The 17,918-nt window shown below is 75.3% G+C and carries 15 protein-coding genes; 5 read left to right on the forward strand and 10 right to left on the reverse strand.

Annotated elements, in window-relative coordinates; all coding sequences use genetic code 11:
• Nucleotides 1–32: 32 nt before the first annotated feature.
• Nucleotides 33–968 (reverse strand): DMT family transporter, encoded by a 936-nt coding sequence (locus tag JOD57_RS05955; protein ID WP_307824502.1) that lies wholly within the window; start codon nucleotides 966–968, stop codon nucleotides 33–35.
• Nucleotides 969–1,049: 81 nt separating this feature from the next.
• Here JOD57_RS05955 and pdxR point away from each other — a divergent pair, with 81 nt between their 5' ends.
• A complete protein-coding gene (gene pdxR / locus JOD57_RS05960) occupies nucleotides 1,050–2,480 on the forward strand; it encodes a MocR-like pyridoxine biosynthesis transcription factor PdxR (protein WP_204691048.1) in 1,431 nt (476 codons plus the stop codon).
• Nucleotides 2,481–2,484: 4 nt separating this feature from the next.
• Nucleotides 2,485–3,372, forward strand: a complete 888-nt coding sequence (locus tag JOD57_RS05965; protein ID WP_204691049.1) for an arginase family protein — start codon at nucleotides 2,485–2,487, stop codon at nucleotides 3,370–3,372.
• A gap of 32 nt (nucleotides 3,373–3,404) precedes the next feature.
• On the opposite strand, the gene JOD57_RS05970 is transcribed toward JOD57_RS05965, so the two are convergent.
• On the reverse strand, nucleotides 3,405–4,724 hold the full coding sequence (locus JOD57_RS05970) for an RNA polymerase sigma factor (RefSeq protein ID WP_204691050.1): 1,320 nt from the start codon (nucleotides 4,722–4,724) through the stop codon (nucleotides 3,405–3,407).
• Entirely contained in the window at nucleotides 4,721–5,131 is a 411-nt protein-coding gene (locus JOD57_RS05975) for a YciI family protein (protein ID WP_239570050.1), read from the reverse strand. The genes JOD57_RS05970 and JOD57_RS05975 overlap by 4 nt, the downstream gene beginning before the upstream one ends.
• 176 nt (nucleotides 5,132–5,307) lie before the next feature.
• Between JOD57_RS05975 and JOD57_RS05980 the strand changes: the two genes are divergently transcribed.
• Complete coding sequence (locus JOD57_RS05980; protein ID WP_204691052.1) at nucleotides 5,308–5,640, forward strand: hypothetical protein; 333 nt, start codon at nucleotides 5,308–5,310, stop codon at nucleotides 5,638–5,640.
• A 24-nt stretch (nucleotides 5,641–5,664) separates the two neighbouring features.
• Here the strand turns inward: JOD57_RS05980 and JOD57_RS05985 are convergent, their stop codons facing one another.
• Together JOD57_RS05985 and JOD57_RS05990 are read right to left on the reverse strand one after the other, a co-directional pair.
• Nucleotides 5,665–6,642: an NAD-dependent epimerase/dehydratase family protein gene (locus JOD57_RS05985; protein WP_204691053.1), complete on the reverse strand. Its 978-nt coding sequence runs from the start codon at nucleotides 6,640–6,642 to the stop codon at nucleotides 5,665–5,667.
• A gap of 143 nt (nucleotides 6,643–6,785) precedes the next feature.
• Complete coding sequence (locus JOD57_RS05990) at nucleotides 6,786–7,991, reverse strand: acyltransferase family protein (protein WP_204691054.1); 1,206 nt, start codon at nucleotides 7,989–7,991, stop codon at nucleotides 6,786–6,788.
• Between the two features lie 128 nt (nucleotides 7,992–8,119).
• On the opposite strand from JOD57_RS05990, the gene JOD57_RS05995 reads away from it, so the two are divergent.
• Nucleotides 8,120–8,425, forward strand: coding sequence for a hypothetical protein (locus JOD57_RS05995; RefSeq protein WP_204691055.1), 306 nt, complete (start codon nucleotides 8,120–8,122; stop codon nucleotides 8,423–8,425).
• A 119-nt stretch (nucleotides 8,426–8,544) separates the two neighbouring features.
• On the opposite strand, the gene JOD57_RS06000 is transcribed toward JOD57_RS05995, so the two are convergent.
• The 3 genes from JOD57_RS06000 to JOD57_RS06010 all read right to left on the reverse strand — a co-directional run bounded on the left by JOD57_RS06000 (nucleotide 8,545) and on the right by JOD57_RS06010 (nucleotide 13,120).
• Nucleotides 8,545–8,841 (reverse strand): hypothetical protein, encoded by a 297-nt coding sequence (locus JOD57_RS06000; protein ID WP_204691056.1) that lies wholly within the window; start codon nucleotides 8,839–8,841, stop codon nucleotides 8,545–8,547.
• Between the two features lie 80 nt (nucleotides 8,842–8,921).
• On the reverse strand, nucleotides 8,922–11,459 hold the full coding sequence (locus JOD57_RS06005; RefSeq protein WP_204691057.1) for an FAD-dependent oxidoreductase: 2,538 nt from the start codon (nucleotides 11,457–11,459) through the stop codon (nucleotides 8,922–8,924).
• Nucleotides 11,456–13,120 (reverse strand): multicopper oxidase domain-containing protein, encoded by a 1,665-nt coding sequence (locus JOD57_RS06010; RefSeq protein ID WP_204691058.1) that lies wholly within the window; start codon nucleotides 13,118–13,120, stop codon nucleotides 11,456–11,458. The genes JOD57_RS06005 and JOD57_RS06010 overlap by 4 nt, the downstream gene beginning before the upstream one ends.
• Before the next feature lie 352 nt (nucleotides 13,121–13,472).
• Here JOD57_RS06010 and JOD57_RS06015 point away from each other — a divergent pair, with 352 nt between their 5' ends.
• Nucleotides 13,473–13,817, forward strand: a complete 345-nt coding sequence (locus JOD57_RS06015) for a hypothetical protein (protein WP_204691059.1) — start codon at nucleotides 13,473–13,475, stop codon at nucleotides 13,815–13,817.
• A gap of 226 nt (nucleotides 13,818–14,043) precedes the next feature.
• Here the strand turns inward: JOD57_RS06015 and JOD57_RS06020 are convergent, their stop codons facing one another.
• Both JOD57_RS06020 and nrdR read right to left on the reverse strand, forming a co-directional pair.
• The gene (locus tag JOD57_RS06020; protein ID WP_204691060.1) at nucleotides 14,044–16,911 is read right to left on the reverse strand and encodes a vitamin B12-dependent ribonucleotide reductase; all 2,868 of its coding nucleotides are present in this window, start codon (nucleotides 16,909–16,911) and stop codon (nucleotides 14,044–14,046) included.
• Between the two features lie 119 nt (nucleotides 16,912–17,030).
• Nucleotides 17,031–17,585 carry a transcriptional regulator NrdR gene (nrdR, locus tag JOD57_RS06025; RefSeq protein WP_204691061.1) on the reverse strand — a complete coding sequence of 185 codons (555 nt, stop codon included), beginning with the start codon at nucleotides 17,583–17,585 and terminating at the stop codon, nucleotides 17,031–17,033.
• Nucleotides 17,586–17,918: the final 333 nt, after the last annotated feature.

A 17,918-nucleotide genomic window follows, 5' to 3' on the forward strand; every position in this document is an offset into this window, starting at 1 on the left:
CCGCCGACGAGGGCCCGTGCCCGGCGCCCGGCTCAGCCGGAGGCGGGGACCCCGCGCCGCTCCCCTCCCTCCGGTGCCGCGGCCCGCCGGGGCTCCGGAGGGACGCCGTCCCCGCGGGTCAGGCCCAGCACGAGGCCGGCGGCGACGAGGGCGACGCCGGCCCACACCGGCGCCGCGGGGACCGCGCCGCCCAGGAGGACGCCGGTCCCGGCCGCCGCCACGGGCGCGATGCCGGTGAGCAGCCCGGCCCGGCCGGCACCGAGACGGGTCACGGTGGAGTACCAGAGCACGAAGGCGACGGCGGTGACGGCGACCGCCAGGTAGGCGGCGGCCAGCAGGTCCCGCAGGCCGAGGCCGCCGACCGCCGCGGGCCCCTCGACCGCGAGCCCGAGGACGGCGAACACACCGCAGGCGACACCGGTGCTCCACGCCGACACGCCCCACGGCCCGTGCCGGCCGAGCACCGGGACGGCGAGCAGCGTGAACCCCGCCTCGCCGGCGAGCACGACCAGGGCCCAGCCGGTGCCCACCGCGTCGGCCCGCCCGAGGCCCTGCACGAGCACCGCGCCGCAGGTCACGACGACGCCGGCGGCCAGCAGGGACGGGGCGGGTCGCCGCCGCTCCAGCGCCGCGCCGCCCACGGCCAGCGCCACGGGCACGCAGGCGACGGCCACGCCGAGCACCGCGGGCTCGGCGTGGCCGGCGCCGTGCACGAGGGCCACGTTGAACACCACGAGACCGGCCACGGCCACGCCCAGCAGCCACGCCCACTCGGTCCCCCGCGGGCGCACCAGCCGCTGACCGGCGAGGCGGGCGAACCCGACGAGCAGCGCGCAGGCGACGGCGTAGCGCACGGCCTGCGCGGTGAACAGGTCCGCCGGCGACAGCAACCCGGACACCGCGACGCTGCCGCCGACGAAGCCCATCGCCACCGCTCCGGGCAGGGCCGCCCACCACCGCTTGACCACCCGGCCAGCCTGGACGCTCGATGGTCCAGCGTGCAGGGCCGATCGAGACGCCCGCAGGTGGACCAATGGGAGGAGGCGCCGGTGCGGTCGCCGAGCGGGACGGACTTCCTCCAGCTCCAGCGGAGAGCGGCTCCCCCGCGCGGGCTGACCGCGTGGCTGGTCGCCGAGGTCCGGACCGCCGTCGCGGACGGGCGCCTGGGTCCCGGCTCGGCCCTCCCGCCGACGCGGACGCTCGCCCGCGACCTCGGCGTCTCCCGCGGAGTGGTCGTGGAGGCCTACCAGCGCCTGGCCGACGAGGGCGTCGTCGTCGGCCGGACCGGGTCGGGCACCGTCGTCGCCGGACGACCCGCCGCGGTCGCCGTCCCGCCCGCCGGGTCCGCCGACGTCGCCGTCCCGCTCCTGCCGGCCCGGCCACCCGCCGGGGTGGACGCCGACCTCTCCCCCGGCGTGCCGGACCTGTCGGCGTTCCCGCGCGCGGTGTGGCTCCGGGCCGAGCGGGCCGTCCTCGCCCACGCCGCCGCGGCCGACCTCGGCTACGGCGACCCGCGGGGCAGCGCCCGGCTGCGCGGCGAGCTCGCGACCTGGCTGGCCCGCACCCGCGGCCTGCGCGTCCCCGCCGAGGGGATCGTCGTCGTCGCCGGCGTCGCCCAGTCGCTGGCGCTGCTGGCGCAGGTCCTCCGCGCCCGCGGCGAGACCGCCGTCGCGATGGAGGACCCGGGGTCGCGCGGCGCCCGCGACGCGATCGGGTACTGGGGACTGGACGTCCTGCCCGTCCCGGTCGACGGCGACGGCGTCCGGGTGGACGACCTGACCGCGACCGGCGCCCGCGCCGCGGTGCTCACCCCGGCACACCAGTTCCCCACCGGCGTGGTCCTGGCCCCCCGGCGGCGGCGCGAGCTCCTGGCGTGGGCCCGGGCGGCGGACGGCCTCGTCGTCGAGGACGACTACGACGCCGAGCACCGCTACGACCGCGCACCGGTCCCCGCCCTGCAGGCCGGCGCCCCGGACCTGGTCGCGCACACCGGCAGCACGTCCAAGACCCTGGCGCCGGGCATGCGGCTGGGGTGGCTGGTGCCGCCGGCCGCCCTGGTGACCGAAGTGGTCGCCGCCAAGCACGCCAACGACCTGGGCAGCCCCGTGCTGCCGCAGCTGGTGCTGGCCGAGCTGCTCGTGAGCGGGGCCTACGACCGGCACCTGCGCCAGGTCCGTGCCCGGCAGCGCGCCCGGCGCGACGCCGTGGTGGCCGCCGTCCGCGAGCACCTGCCCGCCGCGCGCGTCGAGGGCGCCGCCGCCGGGCTGCACCTGCTGCTGACCCTGCCGGCCGGGGACGACGTCGACCTGGCGGCGCGGGCCCGGGACGCCGGCGTCCTGGTCCACCCGCTGTCCTGGCACCGGCAGCGACCCGGCCCGCCCGGCCTGGTCCTGGGCTACGCCGCGCACACCCCCGACCGCCTCACCGACGCCGTGCGGCGGCTCGGCCGCGCCCTCGGCGGTTCGGCTCTGGCACGGTGACGGCGTGACGGACGCCGCCCTCCCGCCCGTGCGCCTGCTGTACGTGCCGTACGACTCCGGCGTCCACGACGCGCGGATGGGCGCCGGCCCGCTCGCCCTGCGCCGCGCCGGTGCGGCAGCCCGGCTGCGGGCCGGCGGCTCCGACGTCGACGAGCAGGTGCTCGAGCCGACGTCGGCCTGGCGCGCCGAGGTACAGACCGCCTTCGAGTTGCACCGCGTGGTGGCCGGCGCCGTCCGCGAGGCCCGCGGGGACGGCCGGCTGCCCGTGCTGCTGGCCGGCAACTGCAACACCACGCTCGGGGTGCTGGCCGGGCTGTCGCCGCCCGGCCGGCGGGTCGGGCTGGTGTGGCTCGACGCCCACGGCGACCTCAACACGCCGGAGACGACGTCGACCGGCTTCCTGGACGGGCAGGGGCTGGCGATGGTCCTCGGGTGGTGCTGGCGGACGGCGACCTCCGGCGTCGAGGGGTTCGTGCCGCTGCCCGAGCAGCAGGTGGTGCTGGTCGGCGCCCGTGACCTCGGCACGGCGGAGGAGGCGGCGCTGCGCGCGTCCGGCGTCCGGTGGCTGCCCCCGGACGGCGCCCGGCGGGCCCGGGTCGTGGCGGCCGCGCTCGACGACCTCGCCGCCCGGGTCGACGTCCTCCACCTGCACGTCGACCTCGACGTGCACGACCCCGACGCGGTGGCCCCGGCGAACGGCTACGCGGTCGGCGACGGGCTGCTGGCCGCGGACGTGCTGCGGCTCGTGCACCGGGCGGCCGAGCGGCTGCCGGTGGTGTCGGCGACCCTGGCCGCCTACGACCCCGCCCACGACCGGGCCGGCCGGGTGCAGGACACCGCGCTCGACCTGCTCGCCCATCTCGCGGACGTGGGGACCGGCGGCGAGCCGTGAGCGGCACCGGCGCGGTCGGCAGCCGGACGTCGTCAGTCCCAGGCGGCGAGCTTGCGCCGGAGCAGCTCCCGCTCGCGGTCGTTGCCGCAGAGCTGCAGCGCACGCCCGATCTCCTGCCGCGCCTCGTCGAACCGGTCGAGGCGCGCGAGCAGCTCACCCCGGACGCTCGGCAGCAGGTGCGAGCCCGGGAGGTGGCCGGCTGCGGCCAGGTCGTCGACGATCGCGAGTCCGGCGGCGGGGCCCTGGGCGACCGAGACGGCGACCGCCCGGTTGAGCTCGACGACCGGGGACGGCGCGAGCCGCCCCAGCACGTCGTAGAGCAGCACGACGCGGTCCCAGTCCGTCCGCGCCACCGACGGCGCGACCGCGTGGCACTCGGCGATCGCGGCCTGGACACCGTACGGACCGAGGCCCCGCCCGACCCGGCCGGCCCGGACCAGCGCCGCCCGCCCGCGCCGGATCGCCGCCCGGTCCCACCGCCGGCGGTCCTGCGCCTCCAGCAGGACCGGCTCGCCGTCCTCCCCGACCCGTGCCGGGAACCGGGCTGCGGTGAGCTCGAGGAGGGCGAGCAGGCCGTGCACCTCCGGCTCGTCGGGGACCAGCTGCGCCAGCACGCGGGTCAGCCGGACGGCCTCGCGGGCCAGGTCCGGCCGGATCCACTCGCTGCCGGAGCTCGCCGTCGACCCCTCGGTGAAGACCACGTACAGCACGCTGAGCACCGAGCCGAGCCGTGCCCGGCGCTCCTCGGGCGGCGGCACGCCGAAGGGCACCTGCGCGGCCGCGAGCGTCTTCTTGGCCCGCGTGATCCGGGCCTGCACGGTGGCCGTCGGCACCAGGAACGCGCGGGCGATCTCGTCGCTGGTGAGGCCGCCCAGCACGCGCAGGGTGAGCGCGACCTGCGCCTCGCGCGCGAGCACCGGGTGGCAGGCGGTGAAGGCGAGCGCCAGCACGTCGTCGTCGATCCGGTCGGGGTCCCAGAGCAGGCCGGGCTCGGGGTCACCCGGGCCGGTCCTGGCCGTCCCGGTGACGGCGCCGCCCTCGGTGAGGTCCCGGGACAGGACGGCGTACCTCTCGTCGAGGGCCGAGCGCCGGCGGTAGGCGTCGATCGCGCGGCGTCGCCCCACGGTCAGCAACCACCCGGCGGGCTCGCGCGGCACGCCGTCCCTCGGCCAGGCGACCAGCGCCTCGGCGAGGGCCTCCTGGGCGAGGTCCTCGGCCAGGGCGAGGTCCCCGGTCGAGCGGGCCAGCGTGCCGACGATGCGCGCGGACTCGATCCGCCACACGGCCTCGACGGCCTCCCGCCCGCCGGCGGTCCGGGGGGTGGCCGCGGGGCCACCCCCCGGACGGCTCACAGCTGGCCGGTCGCCACCCGCCACTCCCGCTCCTTCCGGATCCACTCGTTGTCCTGCGGGAACTCGTCGATGCTGGCGACGCGGCGGATCTCGGTCTTCGAGCCGGGACCGGCCATCGGTGCGCGCTTGGCCCACTCGACGGCCTCCTCCTGGTTCGCCACGTCGAGGATCCAGAAGCCGGCGAACAGCTCCTTGGTCTCCCCGTACGGGCCGTCGGTGACGACCGGCGGCTGCGAGGAGTAGTCGACGACGACGCCCTCGGCCGCCTCGTCGAGGCCCTCGGCCGCAACCAGGACGCCGGCCCGGACCAGCTCGTCGTTGAACCGGCCCATCGAGTCGAGGACCTCGGTGAGGTCGACGTCCTGGGAGGCGGCCCACGTCTCGTCGGTCGCGCGCATGATCAGCATGTACTTCACGGTGGTCTCCTCCTGCTCGGGGTCCCCGTCGGACCCTCTCACCCCCAGGTCGAACGGAGGGGCTCCCGGATCGACACCGGGGGAGCCGGTTGCGGCCACCGTGCCGCGCGGTCAGGCCCTGCCGGTCCCGGTTGACACGGCGCTCGGCGCGGGCGTCGACTGCCGTCGTGACCGACCTCGACCCGGGCAGCTCCCTGCCACTGGCCTGCACGCTGGGACCGCAGGACGGGCGCGACCGGCTGCGGCGCTGGGAGGCGCTGCACCGCAGCGCTGCGCCGGTGAGCTCCCTCCGGCACGGCGTCCTCGAGGTCCGCTACCCCGGTGCACCGGGCGTCCTCGCCGAGCTGAGCGCCCTGGCAGCCGCCGAGCAGAACTGCTGCACCTTCGTCGACTGGAGCGTGGCGCAGGCCGGGGGCGACGCCGTCCTCACCGTGCGCGCGCCGGCCGGGCAGCCGGAGGCCGTCGAGCCGATCGCCGCGCTGTTCGCGACGGGGGCGTGACGGCACCGCTCCGCCACGCCCGGGTCACCGCGAGGTGTACGGCCCGGTGCTGACCGGGTGGTAGCCCTTGGCGCCGACGGCCGCGGCCAGCTCGCTGCGCGGCGGCCGGCCCTCGGCGAGCAGGTCGAGGGCCCGGCGGAAGTCGTACTCCGGTGTCCACCCGAGGTCGGCGCGGGCGGCGTCGTTGACGTACACCCGGTCGATGTCGGGGAACACGCGCCAGCCGAGCTGCCGGTAGAGCCCGACGGAGTCGGGGAACAGCCGGGCGACGACGGCCGGGGCGTCGGTGCGCAGTTCGGCGAGGTCGTCCTGCCGGAACGGCGTGGTGGCGCTGACGACGTACCGGCCGAAACCGAGCGCGGGCGCCCGGTCGAGGGCGGCGCGGTGGGCGGAGACGACGTCGGCGAGGTCCACGCGCCGGTACAGCAGCTCGTTGACCTTGGCGTTGTCGTCGGCGTAGGCGGTGCGGACGTCGTCGGCGTCGTCGCCCTCGGGGAAGAAGCGCGACGTGCGCAGGACGACCACGGGGAGCCCGGCGTCGCGGGCGACGAGCTCGCAGAGGTCCTCGGCGGCGACCTTGGTGGCGCCGTAGACGTTGCGCACCCGCGGGGGCACCGCCTCGGTGATCCAGGCGGCCGGCTCCCCGGGTGCGGGGACCAGCGCGCGCCCGAACGCGCTGGTCGTGCTCGTGTACACGAACCGGCCGACGCCGGCGGCCACCGCCTCCTCGAGCACGGTCAGCGTGCCGGTCACGTTGGTGTCGACGAACGCCTGCCGGTCGTGCGAGCCGACGTGCGGCTTGTGCAGCGTCGCGGTGTGCAGGACGGCGTCGGCACCGGCCAGCGCCGCGCGCACGGCGGCCCGGTCGGTGACCGACGCGACGACGTCGGTCCACTCCGACGGGAGCACGTCCAGGCCGACGGCGTCGTCCCCCGTGGCCCGCAGCTCCCGCACCAGCGCCTCACCGAGGTGTCCCGAGCTGCCGGTGACCAGGATCCGCACCCGCCCACCCTGACACGGGATCCGCGGCGTCGAGAGGGACCGTCCTCGGCCCAGATAGCGCCGGCACCGCGGCTCGACCACGAGCTCCACTGCTGACGACATCCCGGGGCAGGGCGGGCAGATCCTCCTCCCTCCGGCCGGGCTCAGGTCCCGGCGAACAGCGCCCGGGTCAGCGCGGTCCGGCGGACCAGCAGGTCGTACGCGAGCAGCGTGAGGACGGCGGACACGGCGCAGACGAGCAGGTACTCCAGCACGGGGTGCAGCGGGCTGCCGACGACGAGGTAGGCGACCGCGACGACGACCGGCTGGTGCAGCACGTACCAGGCCAGCACCGCCGGAGCGGCGTACCGGACGACCCGGCCACCCCGTGCGCCGGCGGGCCCCGCACCGCCCGAGGACGGTCGCCACCGGGCCAGCCCGCCGACGATCGCCACGACCGCGCACCACCCCGCCGCACCGAACGCCGCCCTCCCGGCGAGGTGGAGCGGATCGCGGCCGAGCAGGAGGTCGCCCTCGCCGCCGAGCAGGAGGGCCGCGCCGGCGACCACCACGAGCCCGACCGCCACCACGGCCGCGAGGCCCGCGTCGCGGCGGAGCACCTCGCGGAAGCGCGGGTCGGCCGCCAGGACGGCACCGGCCGCGAAGAAGAGGAGGTAGCCGAGGGTGGTCCCCGCAGCGATCCCCTCGTCGAGGCCGAGTGCGGCGGCCACGGCCCCCAGCAGGACCGCGGGCAGCAGGACCACGCCCCGCCGCCCCGCCGAGTCGGCCAGCGCAGCGACCACGCGCCCGCCGCCGGCGGAGCCCAGCCACCGGAGGAGCGGCAGCACGGCCAGCGAGTAGAGGAGGAGCAGGTACACGAACCACAGGTGGCCGGTCTCGAAGCCCCGGCCGTCGGCGGCGGGCCGGAGGACGAACGGGAACTCCGTCCAGTCCCACCGGACGCGGAAGAAGCGGGGCCAGAAGGCGGCGTAGGACTCGGTGTACCCGGGGTCCGCGCGCAGCCGGAGCCAGACCGGCAGCGGGACGAGCAGCACCGTGCCGGCCACCAGCGGCACGAGCAGCCGACGCACCCTCCGGAGCAGGTACGCACCGGTGCCCCGGGCCGACCAGGAGTGCCACGCACCGATCCCGGCGACCAGGAAGAGCAGGGGCATCGCCGCCACGACCACCGGGGCGGCGAACGGCACCAGGTCGGCGGTGCGGTCGCTCTTCACGTAGAAGTCGTCGGTCGCGTCGAAGACCAGCGCGGCGTGGAACGGGATCAGGCCGCCGACGACGACCACCCGCGCGAGGTCGAGCCCGGCCCAGCGGTCGACCTGCCCGGACGTCTCCGCCGCCGCCGACGCCATGGGGATCCCCCTCCGCGCTGCCCGGTCGCCAGCACGGTCGCAGGCCCGCCGTGGCCTGTCGAGAGGCCGGCGTGCCACGGCCGGGACGGGGCGTGGGCCGGACTCCGTGTCGGGCACCATCTCCGGCCGTGGACCCCGAGCAGATGCTGCGGACGGCGGCCGACCGGCTGGACGCGCTCGCCGCCCGGACGACCCCCGGCGACTGGCGGGCCGGCGGACTGCTGGCGACCCGCCCCGAGGTGGTCGCGCACCTCCCCGACGGGAGCACCGAGCACGTGGCCGAGGCGCGGGCCCGGACCGGTGCGTGGATCGCGACCCTCTCCCCCGCGCTGGCCGCGCCCCTGGCGAACTGGCTGCGCGCCGCGGCGACGCACGAGCCGGTGGCACCGGCCGCCGAGGCGTTCGCCCGGGCACTGCTCGCGCGGCTGCCCTGACCGGGCGGGGCGTCGCCGCGTGGCCGGGACGCCCGGAGCACGACGGCGTCCTCGATGCGCTCGAACGGCAGGGAGTCGACCAGCGCCACGTCCTCAGCAGCCCCGACCCCACCGGCTGCTCACCAGCCGAGGTGGACGTCGGCCACGATCCCGGCGGCGATGAGGGCGGCGACGACGTCGACGGCGATGACCCTGCCCCGCCCGTCGGCCACGCCGAACCCGATGGAGACCACAGCGATCAGGACGAGCCCCAACGCGTGGACGGTGGCGTCATCGAGCCAGGAGAAGGCCAGCGGTGACGCCGCCTGCAGACAGCCCCGGACCACCCCCCAGGTGATCGGTGTGCGCAGGCCGCGCGCACCGACGGCCGTCGCGGTGCGGCGCTGCGCGTCCGGGGCACGCTCAGGGGCGGTCACGCCCTCATCCCTGGTCCCGGTCGATCGCGGAGGGTCCGGCAGGACGGGACGATCCACGGTCGTCGGCTCGGACGCGGAGGTCAGCGTCCGGCACGGGTCAGCCGCTTGGCGCGTGCGGTGACGACCGGCGCGGTCAACCCGATCGCGCCGCGCACTGCGCGGGGCAAGCGCGGGATGTGGGCGTAGTCGATGCCGCCCCAGGGCGGTTGCGGGTCGTAGTCGATGGCCCGTTGCACCCGGCGGGCGGTGGCCTCGTCGGTCAGGCGGGCCGCGAGGTGCAGGGCCATGTCGATGCCGGCGGAGACGCCGGCGGACATGATCAGGTTGCCGTCCTCGACCCACCTGCGCTGGTGGTACGCGGCGCCCAGGTCCTCGAGGACCCCGGAGTAGAACCAGTTCGTCGTGGCGTCGCGCCCCTCCAGGAGCCCGACGGCGCCGAGGATCAGCGAGCCGGTGCACACCGACGTGACCAGGTCCGCGGACGCAGCTGTGGCGCGCACGTAGTCGCGGACCAGCGGGTCGCTCATCGCGCGGATGGTGGGCATCGCGCCGCCGGGCACGAGCACGATCGCCGGGTGCGGGACCTCCTCGAACGTCCGGTCGGGGATCACCGGCACACCGGCGTCGGTGGGCACCGGCTCGCGGCGGGCCCACACGGTCACGGTGCGGTAACCCGGCGCGAGCCGCTGCAGCATGGTCAGCACCTGCAGCGGGCCGACCAGGTCCAGCACGGTCAGCCCCGGGTAGAGCACGAAGGCGATGAGCCGCTCGTCGCCCGTGCCCGGATCGGCGGTGGGCGCGCCGCCGGGGTCGCGCAGCATCCGGGCGAGCTCGTCGTCGGAGGGATCCGGCCCGACCCGACCGAACGGGGGCTGCGGGTCGTACTCCCAGGTCAACTGGCCCAGCCGGGCGATGGCCTTGCCTCGCAACCGGGCCAGCAGGGGCAGCGTCATGTCCATGCCGGCCGTGCCGCCGGCGGCGGTGTGCAGCCGGCCGTCGGCCAGCCACCGGTCGGCGGCGGGGATGGCGCCCAGCTCCTCCAGGGGCTCCCGGTAGGCCCAGTGGACGGCCGCCCGCCTGCGGCGCAGCAGGTCGGCCGCGGCCAGCACGAGCGCTCCGTTGCCGGTGGAACCCACCACCTCCGCCCCGACGGCGGCCGAGCCGACGTAGGACAGCAGCGGCCCGTCCTCCGTCGCGGCGAGGGTGGCCGCGCCGCCGCCGGGCACGATCACCGCCCACGGGTTCGGCACGTCGGCGAAGGTGGCGACCGGCAGCAGCCGCAGCGGCGTGTCGGTGGCCAGTGGTTCGGCGCGCTCGCCGACCACGACGGTGCGGTACCGCGCGCCCCGGATGCCGGGGACCTTGAGCGCGGTGAGCGGGCCGATGAGGTCCAGCGGCGTCACGCCGGGGTAGATCGGGAACGCGAGGACCTTCTCGTTGCCGGGCACGGCGGTCTCCCTCCGGTGCTCTGGGGTCAGTCCCGCACGGGGTCCGGTGCCGCCTGCGCCTCGGCCGCACCGCGCGGTTCGGGTACGTGGGCGCGGCTCCTCGCGGCGGCCGTGCGAGCCACGTGGGCGACGACGTGGGCGACGACGTGGGCGGCGTCGTCGGCGACGAAGCCCAGCAGCGCCGAGCCACGGGTGTGCTGCCAGGACAGACCGAGGACGTACACAGCCCGGGGACGTCGGTGACGCCACGGCGATGGACGACGCGGCCGTCGCGCAGCACGCCCGGACGTCGATCCAGGAGTGGTCGGGCCGGTAGCCGGTCGCCCAGACGACGACACCCACCTCCCCGCTGCTGCCGTCGGCGAACCGCGCCGTGCGACCGGCGACCTCGACCAGCCGCGGCCGGAACCGGACGCCGGCCCGCTGCAGCCCGCGCCGGCTGCTGCCGATGAGGAACTCGCCGCGGGACTGCACCCGGCGGCCGAGCCGGGAGCCGGCGGTGACCCGCATCAGCCGCAGCCGGGTCAGCCACCAGAACAGGTCGCGGCCGAGCAGCCGCTGCGGCAGGGCTGGGTAGGCCGAGCCGACCGACAGATCCACCGGCCGGGTGGCGGCCAGCTCCTCGGCGATCTGGAAGCCGGAGTTGCCGCCGCCGACCACCAGTGCGGGCCCCCCGGGCAGCGCGCCGGGGCTGCGGTAGGCGGAGCTGTGCAGCTGGGTCACCGACGCGTCCAGCCCGGCGGCCAGCGGCGGGACGAACGGCGTCTGGAACGGTCCGGTGGCCACGATCACCTGACGGGCAGCGAACTCCTGGTCGGCGGTGCGGAGCCGGAACCCGGCGTCGGTGCGCCGCAGCCCGGTGACCCGCGCGCCCAGCGCCACCGGCAGGTCGAAGGCGGCGGCGTGGTCGCGCAGGTAGTCGACGACCGCCTCCCTGCCCGGGTGGGTGCCCGCCGGCGCCGGGAACGGCCGGCCGGGCAGTGCGTCGTGCTCGGCCGGGGTGAACAGCCGCAGCGACTCCCACCGCGTGCGCCAGGTGTGCCCGAGCTCCGCCGCGGCCTCCAGGACCAGGAACCGCATCCCTCGCCGCCGCAGGTGCCAGGCGGCGGCCAGGCCGGCCTGCCCGCCACCGACGACCACGACGTCGTACGGCTCGACCGGGGCGGTCACGAGGTCGCCGCTCGGTCCACGGTGAAGCTGAACATCATCCCCGAGTGCATGTGCTCGGCGATGTGGCAGTGCGCCATCCACAGGCCGGGGTTGGTGACGTCGAGGAGGATGTCGACGGTCTGCCCGGTCGGGATGAGCACGGTGTCCTTCCACACCAGGTTCGGCTCGGGTGTCCCGTCCCGGGCCAGCACGAGGAAGCGGCCGGCGCCGTGGATGTGGAACGGGTGGTGCATCGGGTGGTCGGAGTCCATCTCGTTGACCAGCCGGAGCTTGACCCGCTGCCCGGCGGTGAACCGCCAGTCCACCGGCAGCCCGTCGCGGCCGGCGGTGCGGTCCAACAGCTTCCAGCGCGTCGTCTCCGCGGTGGTGGCCCGGTTCGTCTCGGCCATCTCGTCCTCCCACTCGATCCCGTCGGCGGTGGACGAACCGTGGTGGTGCGCGTGCGCGGCGCCGGGGCCCGTCGCTGACGTCTCCGGGAGGGCGGCGCTGTGGCCCGTGTCGTGACCCGTGTCGTGGCCGGCGACGGCGCCGGCCGGGGCGGTCGCCATCAGCTTCATCCCGCACCTCGGGCAGCGCCCGGGCTGGTCGCTGACCACCTCGGGGTGCATGGGGCAGGCGTAGCTCGCCGGTCCGGCCGGAGGTGCGGCAGGGTCGTCCATCTCCGCGACGATGGCGAGGACCTCGTCCGGCGGCGCGGCCAGCCACGTCTCCAGTTGCGCACGCTCGGCCACCAGCTCCGGCGCGGTGCGCAGCACCTCGAACTGCTCGGCCAGCGGCGGCTCGGCGACCTCACCGGTGACGGTGATCGCCGCCAGCCGGTAGGTGCGCTTCGGGGTGCGGTGCTCCAGCGCGAACTCCCCCGCCCGGTCGAACAGCACGTCGACCACCGCCCGCTCCGACGGGGCGAGCACCACGTCGTCGACGAACTCCTCGTGCTCCACCCGGCCGCTGTCCCCGCCGACCAGCTTCATCCGGGCTCCGGGCACGGCGACCCGGAACACGCGGCTGTTGGCGGTGCCGATCAGCCACAGCCGCACCACCTCGCCGGTCCACGCGGTGAAGGCCGGGGCCGTCTCGCCGCCGGTGAGCATCACGTTGCCGTAGCGGCCCATCGCCGCGTAGTTGGTCCCGGTGCGGCTGAACGGGGCGATCAGGCCGTCCTCGAGCAGCAGGTCGTCGAGGGTCAGCACCAGGTCGCGGTGCGCCGGCGGCCAGTAGTCCGGCCCGGTCGGCTCGACCAGGATGCTGCCGTAGAGGCCCAGCTCCTGGGTGACGTCCTCGCGGATGTGCGGGTGGTACCAGTACAGGCCCGGATCGGGGAACTGGATGCGGTAGGTGAACTCCCCGCCCGGCGGGATCGGTGCCTGCGTCTCGTGCGGCACGCCGTCGTAGCGGTTCTCCAGGCGAAGCCCGTGCCAGTGCACCGTGGTGTCCAGGTCGGTGCCGTTGGTGACGTGCACGACGATCTCCGAGCCCTGCCGGACCTTCAGCGTGGGGCCGGGGATCGAGCCGTTGTAGCCGAGCATCCGCACCGTGCTGTCGCCCAGCCGCTTGGCCACGGGAGCGGGGCGCAGCCGCAGTTCCTCGCCGTCGCCGAGCTCGAGCAGCTCGGGCCGCGTGGCCTCGGGCAGGCCGGTGAGGTCGGTGGAGAAGGTGTCCACGGGACGTCCTCCTGTCGGTGAGCGTGGAGTCTCAGCTCCGGATGCCGCTGGCGGCGTGAGGGGATCCGAAGGAGTCCGCGGCGCCGCGCACACCGGCGCGGGCGGGCTCGGCGACGTGCTCCGCGGTCATGGCGCCTCCTGTGCGGACTGGTAGTCCACCGCCGCCAGGACGTGCTGTCCAGACGCTGGCCGACGATCTGGCCCGGCAGCGTCCGGAACGGGACAGCGGCCCACGCCGGCGGGTTCGTGCGGGGTCCGGTCCGCGCCGCATGGGGGTGGTGCGGCATCCCGCTGGCGGTGCGCCGCCCTCGCCGACGACCTGGGCGAGCTGCTGACCGAGCACTCCTCGGTCGTGGTCGTCGAGGAGGCCCACCGCGCCCAGCGGCGCAGCCCGGACCGGCTGATCGACCTCGAGGAGACCGCGCCGGAGTGGACGCTGGTGCTCGTCGGCAGCGATCTGCCCGCCGCCGCGGGCCGGGTGCCGGGCGTGCGCGGCCGGGTCCGCGGTCGGACCGCCCGGTTCGACCGCGGACCGGCGCGGAGCTGGCTGAGCACCCTGCACGCCTGGCACCCGCTGCTCGCCGAGGCCGACGAGGTGCTGCTGCAGTGCATCGACGCCCGCCACCGCACCGGCAGACGGCGCGACCGGGCGCACCTCCTGCGCGCCGCCCGCGGCCAGCCCACCCACCGGACCTGACCACCGAGCTGCTCGGCCACGCCGTGGCGCTCCCCGGCTTCGACGCACGGGAGGTGCCGGCGTGACGTGACTGAGGGGCGAGGCCGTCATGAGCCTCGCCCCTCAGTCACGTCACGGGCCTTCTCGCCAGCCGTTGCTGCGCACTACCCGTGACAGGCCCTGCACGATTGCCGATAATGCGTGCACTGTTCGCGACAGCGCCGTGCACCACTCGTGAGAGCCGTCATCAGCTGCAGCCGCTGGTGGAGCCGCAGCCCTCGCAGACGTAGCAGCTGCCGGCCGGGCGCATCTTCGTGCCGCAGGTCATGCACAGCGGCGCGTCGGTGGCGGTCCCGGTGACCAGCTCGAACAGCTCGGCCGAGGAGTGGGCCTCCTTGACCGGCTTGTCGGCCACCTCGGGCTTGGCCGGGCCCTCGGTGGGCACCGAGCTGCGCAGCGCCTCGACGTCGACCTCCTCCTCCTCGACGACGGCGGCCGTCGACGCGGAGGTGCCGTAGCCCGCCACCTGCGCCGCGCGCTCCTCGGCGGTGAAGATGCCGAGGGTGGCGCGGGTCTCGACCGGCAGGTGGTCCAGCGCCAGGCGACGGAAGATGTAGTCCATCACCGACTGGGCGATCCGGATGTCCGGGTCGTCGGTCATGCCGGCCGGCTCGAAGCGCATGTTGGTGAACTTCTGGATGTAGGTCTCCAGCGGCACACCGTGCTGCAGCGCGATCGAGATGCCGATCGAGAAGGCGTCCATGACACCGGCCAGGGTCGAGCCCTGCTTGCCGAGCTTGAGGAACACCTCGCCGAGGCTGCCGTCCTCGTACATCCCGGCGGTCATGTAGCCCTCGGCGCCGGCGACGCTGAACGACGTCGTCATGCTCTGCCGCTTCTTGGGCAGCCGGCGGCGCACCGGGTGCGACGTCGTGGTGACCGGCGCGGCGGCCTCGACCGGGGAGTCCGCCTTCTTGGTCTTGGCCTTGGCGTCGGACAGCGGCTGGCCGACCTTGCAGTTGTCGCGGTAGATCGCCAGCGCCTTGAGGCCGAGCTTCCAGCCCTGGAAGTAGATGTTCTCGACGTCCTCGACGGTCGCCGTCTCCGGCATGTTGACCGTCTTGCTGATCGCGCCGGAGATGAACGGCTGCACCGCGGCCATCATCCGGACGTGGCCCATCGGGGAGATGGCCCGCTCGCCCATCGCGCAGTCGAAGACCTCGTAGTGCTCCGGGCGCAGGCTCGGGGCGTCGACGACGTGGCCGTGCTCGGCGATGAACTCGACGATCGCCTCGACCTGCTCGTCCTGGTAGCCCAGGCTCTTCAGCGCCCGCGGGACCGTCTGGTTGACGATCTGCATGGACCCGCCGCCGACCAGCTTCTTGTACTTGACCAGCGAGAAGTCCGGCTCGATGCCGGTCGTGTCGCAGTCCATCATGAAGCCGATGGTCCCGGTGGGGGCCAGCACCGAGGCCTGCGCGTTGCGCCAGCCGTTGTCGGCACCGATCTCCAGGCACTCCTGCCACTGGGCGGTGGCGACCCGCAGCACGTCGGCGTCGTCGGCACCGACCGGGCGGATGGCGTCGTTGGCCGCGGCGTGCTTGCGCATGACCCGGGCGTGGGCGTCGGCGTTGCGGGCGAAGCCCTCGTAGGCGCCGACGATGCCGGCCAGCTCGGCCGAGCGCCGGTAGGCGGTGCCGGTCATCAGCGAGGTGATCGCCGCGGCCAGCGTCTGGCCACCGCGCGAGTCGTAGGCGTGGCCGGTGGCCATGAGCAGCGCGCCGAGGTTGGCGTAGCCGATGCCCAGCTGCCGGTAGGCGCGGGTGGTCTCACCGATCGGCTCGGTCGGGAAGTCGGCGAAGCAGATGGAGATGTCCATCGCCGTGATGACCAGCTCGACGGCCTTGACGAAGGTCTTGGCGTCGAAGGTCCCGTCGTCCTTCAGGAACTTCATGAGGTTCAGCGACGCCAGGTTGCACGAGCTGTTGTCCAGGCTCATGTACTCCGAGCACGGGTTGGACGCGTTGATCCGCCCGGTCTCGGGGTTGGTGTGCCAGTCGTTGATCGTGTCGTCGTACTGGATGCCGGGGTCGGCGCACTCCCAGGCGGCCTTGGTGACCTTGCGGAACAGGTCCTTGGCGTCGACGGTCTCGATCACCGAGCCGTCCAGGCGGCCGCGCAGCGCGAAGCCGCTGCCGTCCTCGACCGCGCGCATGAACTCGTCGGAGACGCGGACGGAGTTGTTGGCGTTCTGGTACTGGACGCTGGTGATGTCCCGGCCGCCGAGGTCCATGTCGTACCCGGCGTCGCGCAGCGCGCGGATCTTGTCCTCCTCGCGCGCCTTGGTCTCGATGAACTCCTCGATGTCGGGGTGGTCGATGTCGAGGACGACCATCTTGGCCGCGCGGCGGGTGGCGCCACCGGACTTGATCGTCCCGGCGGAGGCGTCGGCGCCGCGCATGAAGCTGACCGGGCCCGAGGCGGTGCCGCCGGAGGACAGCAGCTCCTTCGACGAGCGGATGCGGGAGAGGTTGAGGCCGGCGCCGGAGCCGCCCTTGAAGATCAGCCCCTCCTCGCGGTACCAGTTGAGGATCGAGTCCATCGTGTCGTCGACGGCGAGGATGAAGCAGGCGCTGACCTGCTGCGGCGCGCTGGTGCCGACGTTGAACCACACGGGGCTGTTGAAGCTGAACACCTGGTGCAGCAGCATCCAGGCGAGCTCGTGCTCGAAGATCTCGGCGTCGCCCTCGCTGGCGAAGTAGCCGTGCTCGCGGCCGGCCGCGCCGTAGGTGAGCACCACCCGGTCGATGAGCTGGCGCAGGCTGGTCTCGCGCTGCGGGGTGCCGACGGCGCCGCGGAAGTACTTCGTGGTGACGATGTTGGTGGCGTTGATGCTCCACTCGGCGGGGAACTCGACGCCGCGCTGCTCGAAGTTGACCGAGCCGTCACGCCAGTTGGTCATGACGACGTCGCGCCGCTCCCAGGTCACCTCGTCGTAGGGGTGCACCCCGGCGGTGGTGTAGACGCGCTTGACCTTCAGGCCCTTCCCCCGGGTCGGCGCCTTGGCGGTGGCGCGACGCGTGCGGCCTGTCAAGCGGTCCTCGGTCTCGGTCACGGAGCTCTCCCTCGTGTGGTGGTCGGCGGCTGGGGAAGAGCCGCGACCGTTCTATCGGTCGGTACTGACGTTTCGTGGGTGCCGGCGGGTCGGGACGACGGTCGGTCGGAGGACGGCGGTCAGGGGGACGGCGTGCGGTCGGCCGCGGGCTGCGCGCGCCCGCCGCCGCGGCGCCGGGGCGCCGGTGGGTCGAGCTGCATCCCGGGCAGCGGCGGGGTGCCGCCGGCGAGGTGGCGGGCCCGCAGCTCGGTGATCGCCTTCTCGAAGTCCTCGAGCGAGGTGAAGGCGCGGTAGACGCTGGCGAAGCGGAGGTAGGCCACCTCGTCGAGCTCCCGCAGCGGCCGCAGGATGGCCAGCCCCACCTCGTGGCTGGGGACCTCGGCCGCCCCGCTGGCGCGGATGGCGTCCTCCACCTGCTGGGCGAGCTGCTGCAGCTGGTCCTCGTCGACCGGCCGGCCCTGGCAGGCCCGGCGGACACCGGCGACGACCTTGGCCCGGTTGAACGGCTCGCTGACGCCACTGCGCTTGACGACGGCGAGGACCGCCTCCTCCACGGTGGTGAAGCGGCGACCGCAGGCCGGGCACGAGCGGCGACGGCGGGTGGTGGCCCCCTCGTCGGCCTCGCGCGAGTCGATCACCCGGCTGTCGGGGTTGTGGCAGAACGGGCAGCGCACTGCGGTTCACCTCCCTCCGCGGACGGCCCGGCGTCGGTGACCGGTGTCCCGGTCCCGGCGGCTGGTGCCGGCGGCCGCTGGTCACCCCCCGGCGTCCGTCTGTGGACCCCGCTGGGGACATCCGGTGGATGCCCGGGGGAGGTCCTGAGGACGGGCCTGTGGAGAACTCCCGGCGGTGCAACTACTAGATGTAGGGGGACCCTAGGCCGGGCCCCACTACATCTGCAAGCCGGATGCGGGCGTGTCTCTTCCGCCGAGACGCGGTCGTGACCCACTGGTGACCAGGCGCGAGCACGCTTCCCACCCGTCACACGACACGCCGGGACGCCGCGC

It is taken from the genome of Geodermatophilus bullaregiensis, assembly GCF_016907675.1.
GTDB classification, from domain to species: Bacteria; Actinomycetota; Actinomycetes; order Mycobacteriales; family Geodermatophilaceae; genus Geodermatophilus; species Geodermatophilus bullaregiensis.

What these genes read in the sequence shown, in the direction of transcription:
- JOD57_RS05975 (WP_239570050.1), bottom strand. Translation starts at nt 5,131, where the DNA reads ATGCTGATCATGCGCGCGACCGACGAGACGTGGGCCGCCTCCCAGGAC.
- JOD57_RS05990 (WP_204691054.1), bottom strand. Translation starts at nt 7,991, where the DNA reads ATGGCGTCGGCGGCGGCGGAGACGTCCGGGCAGGTCGACCGCTGGGCC.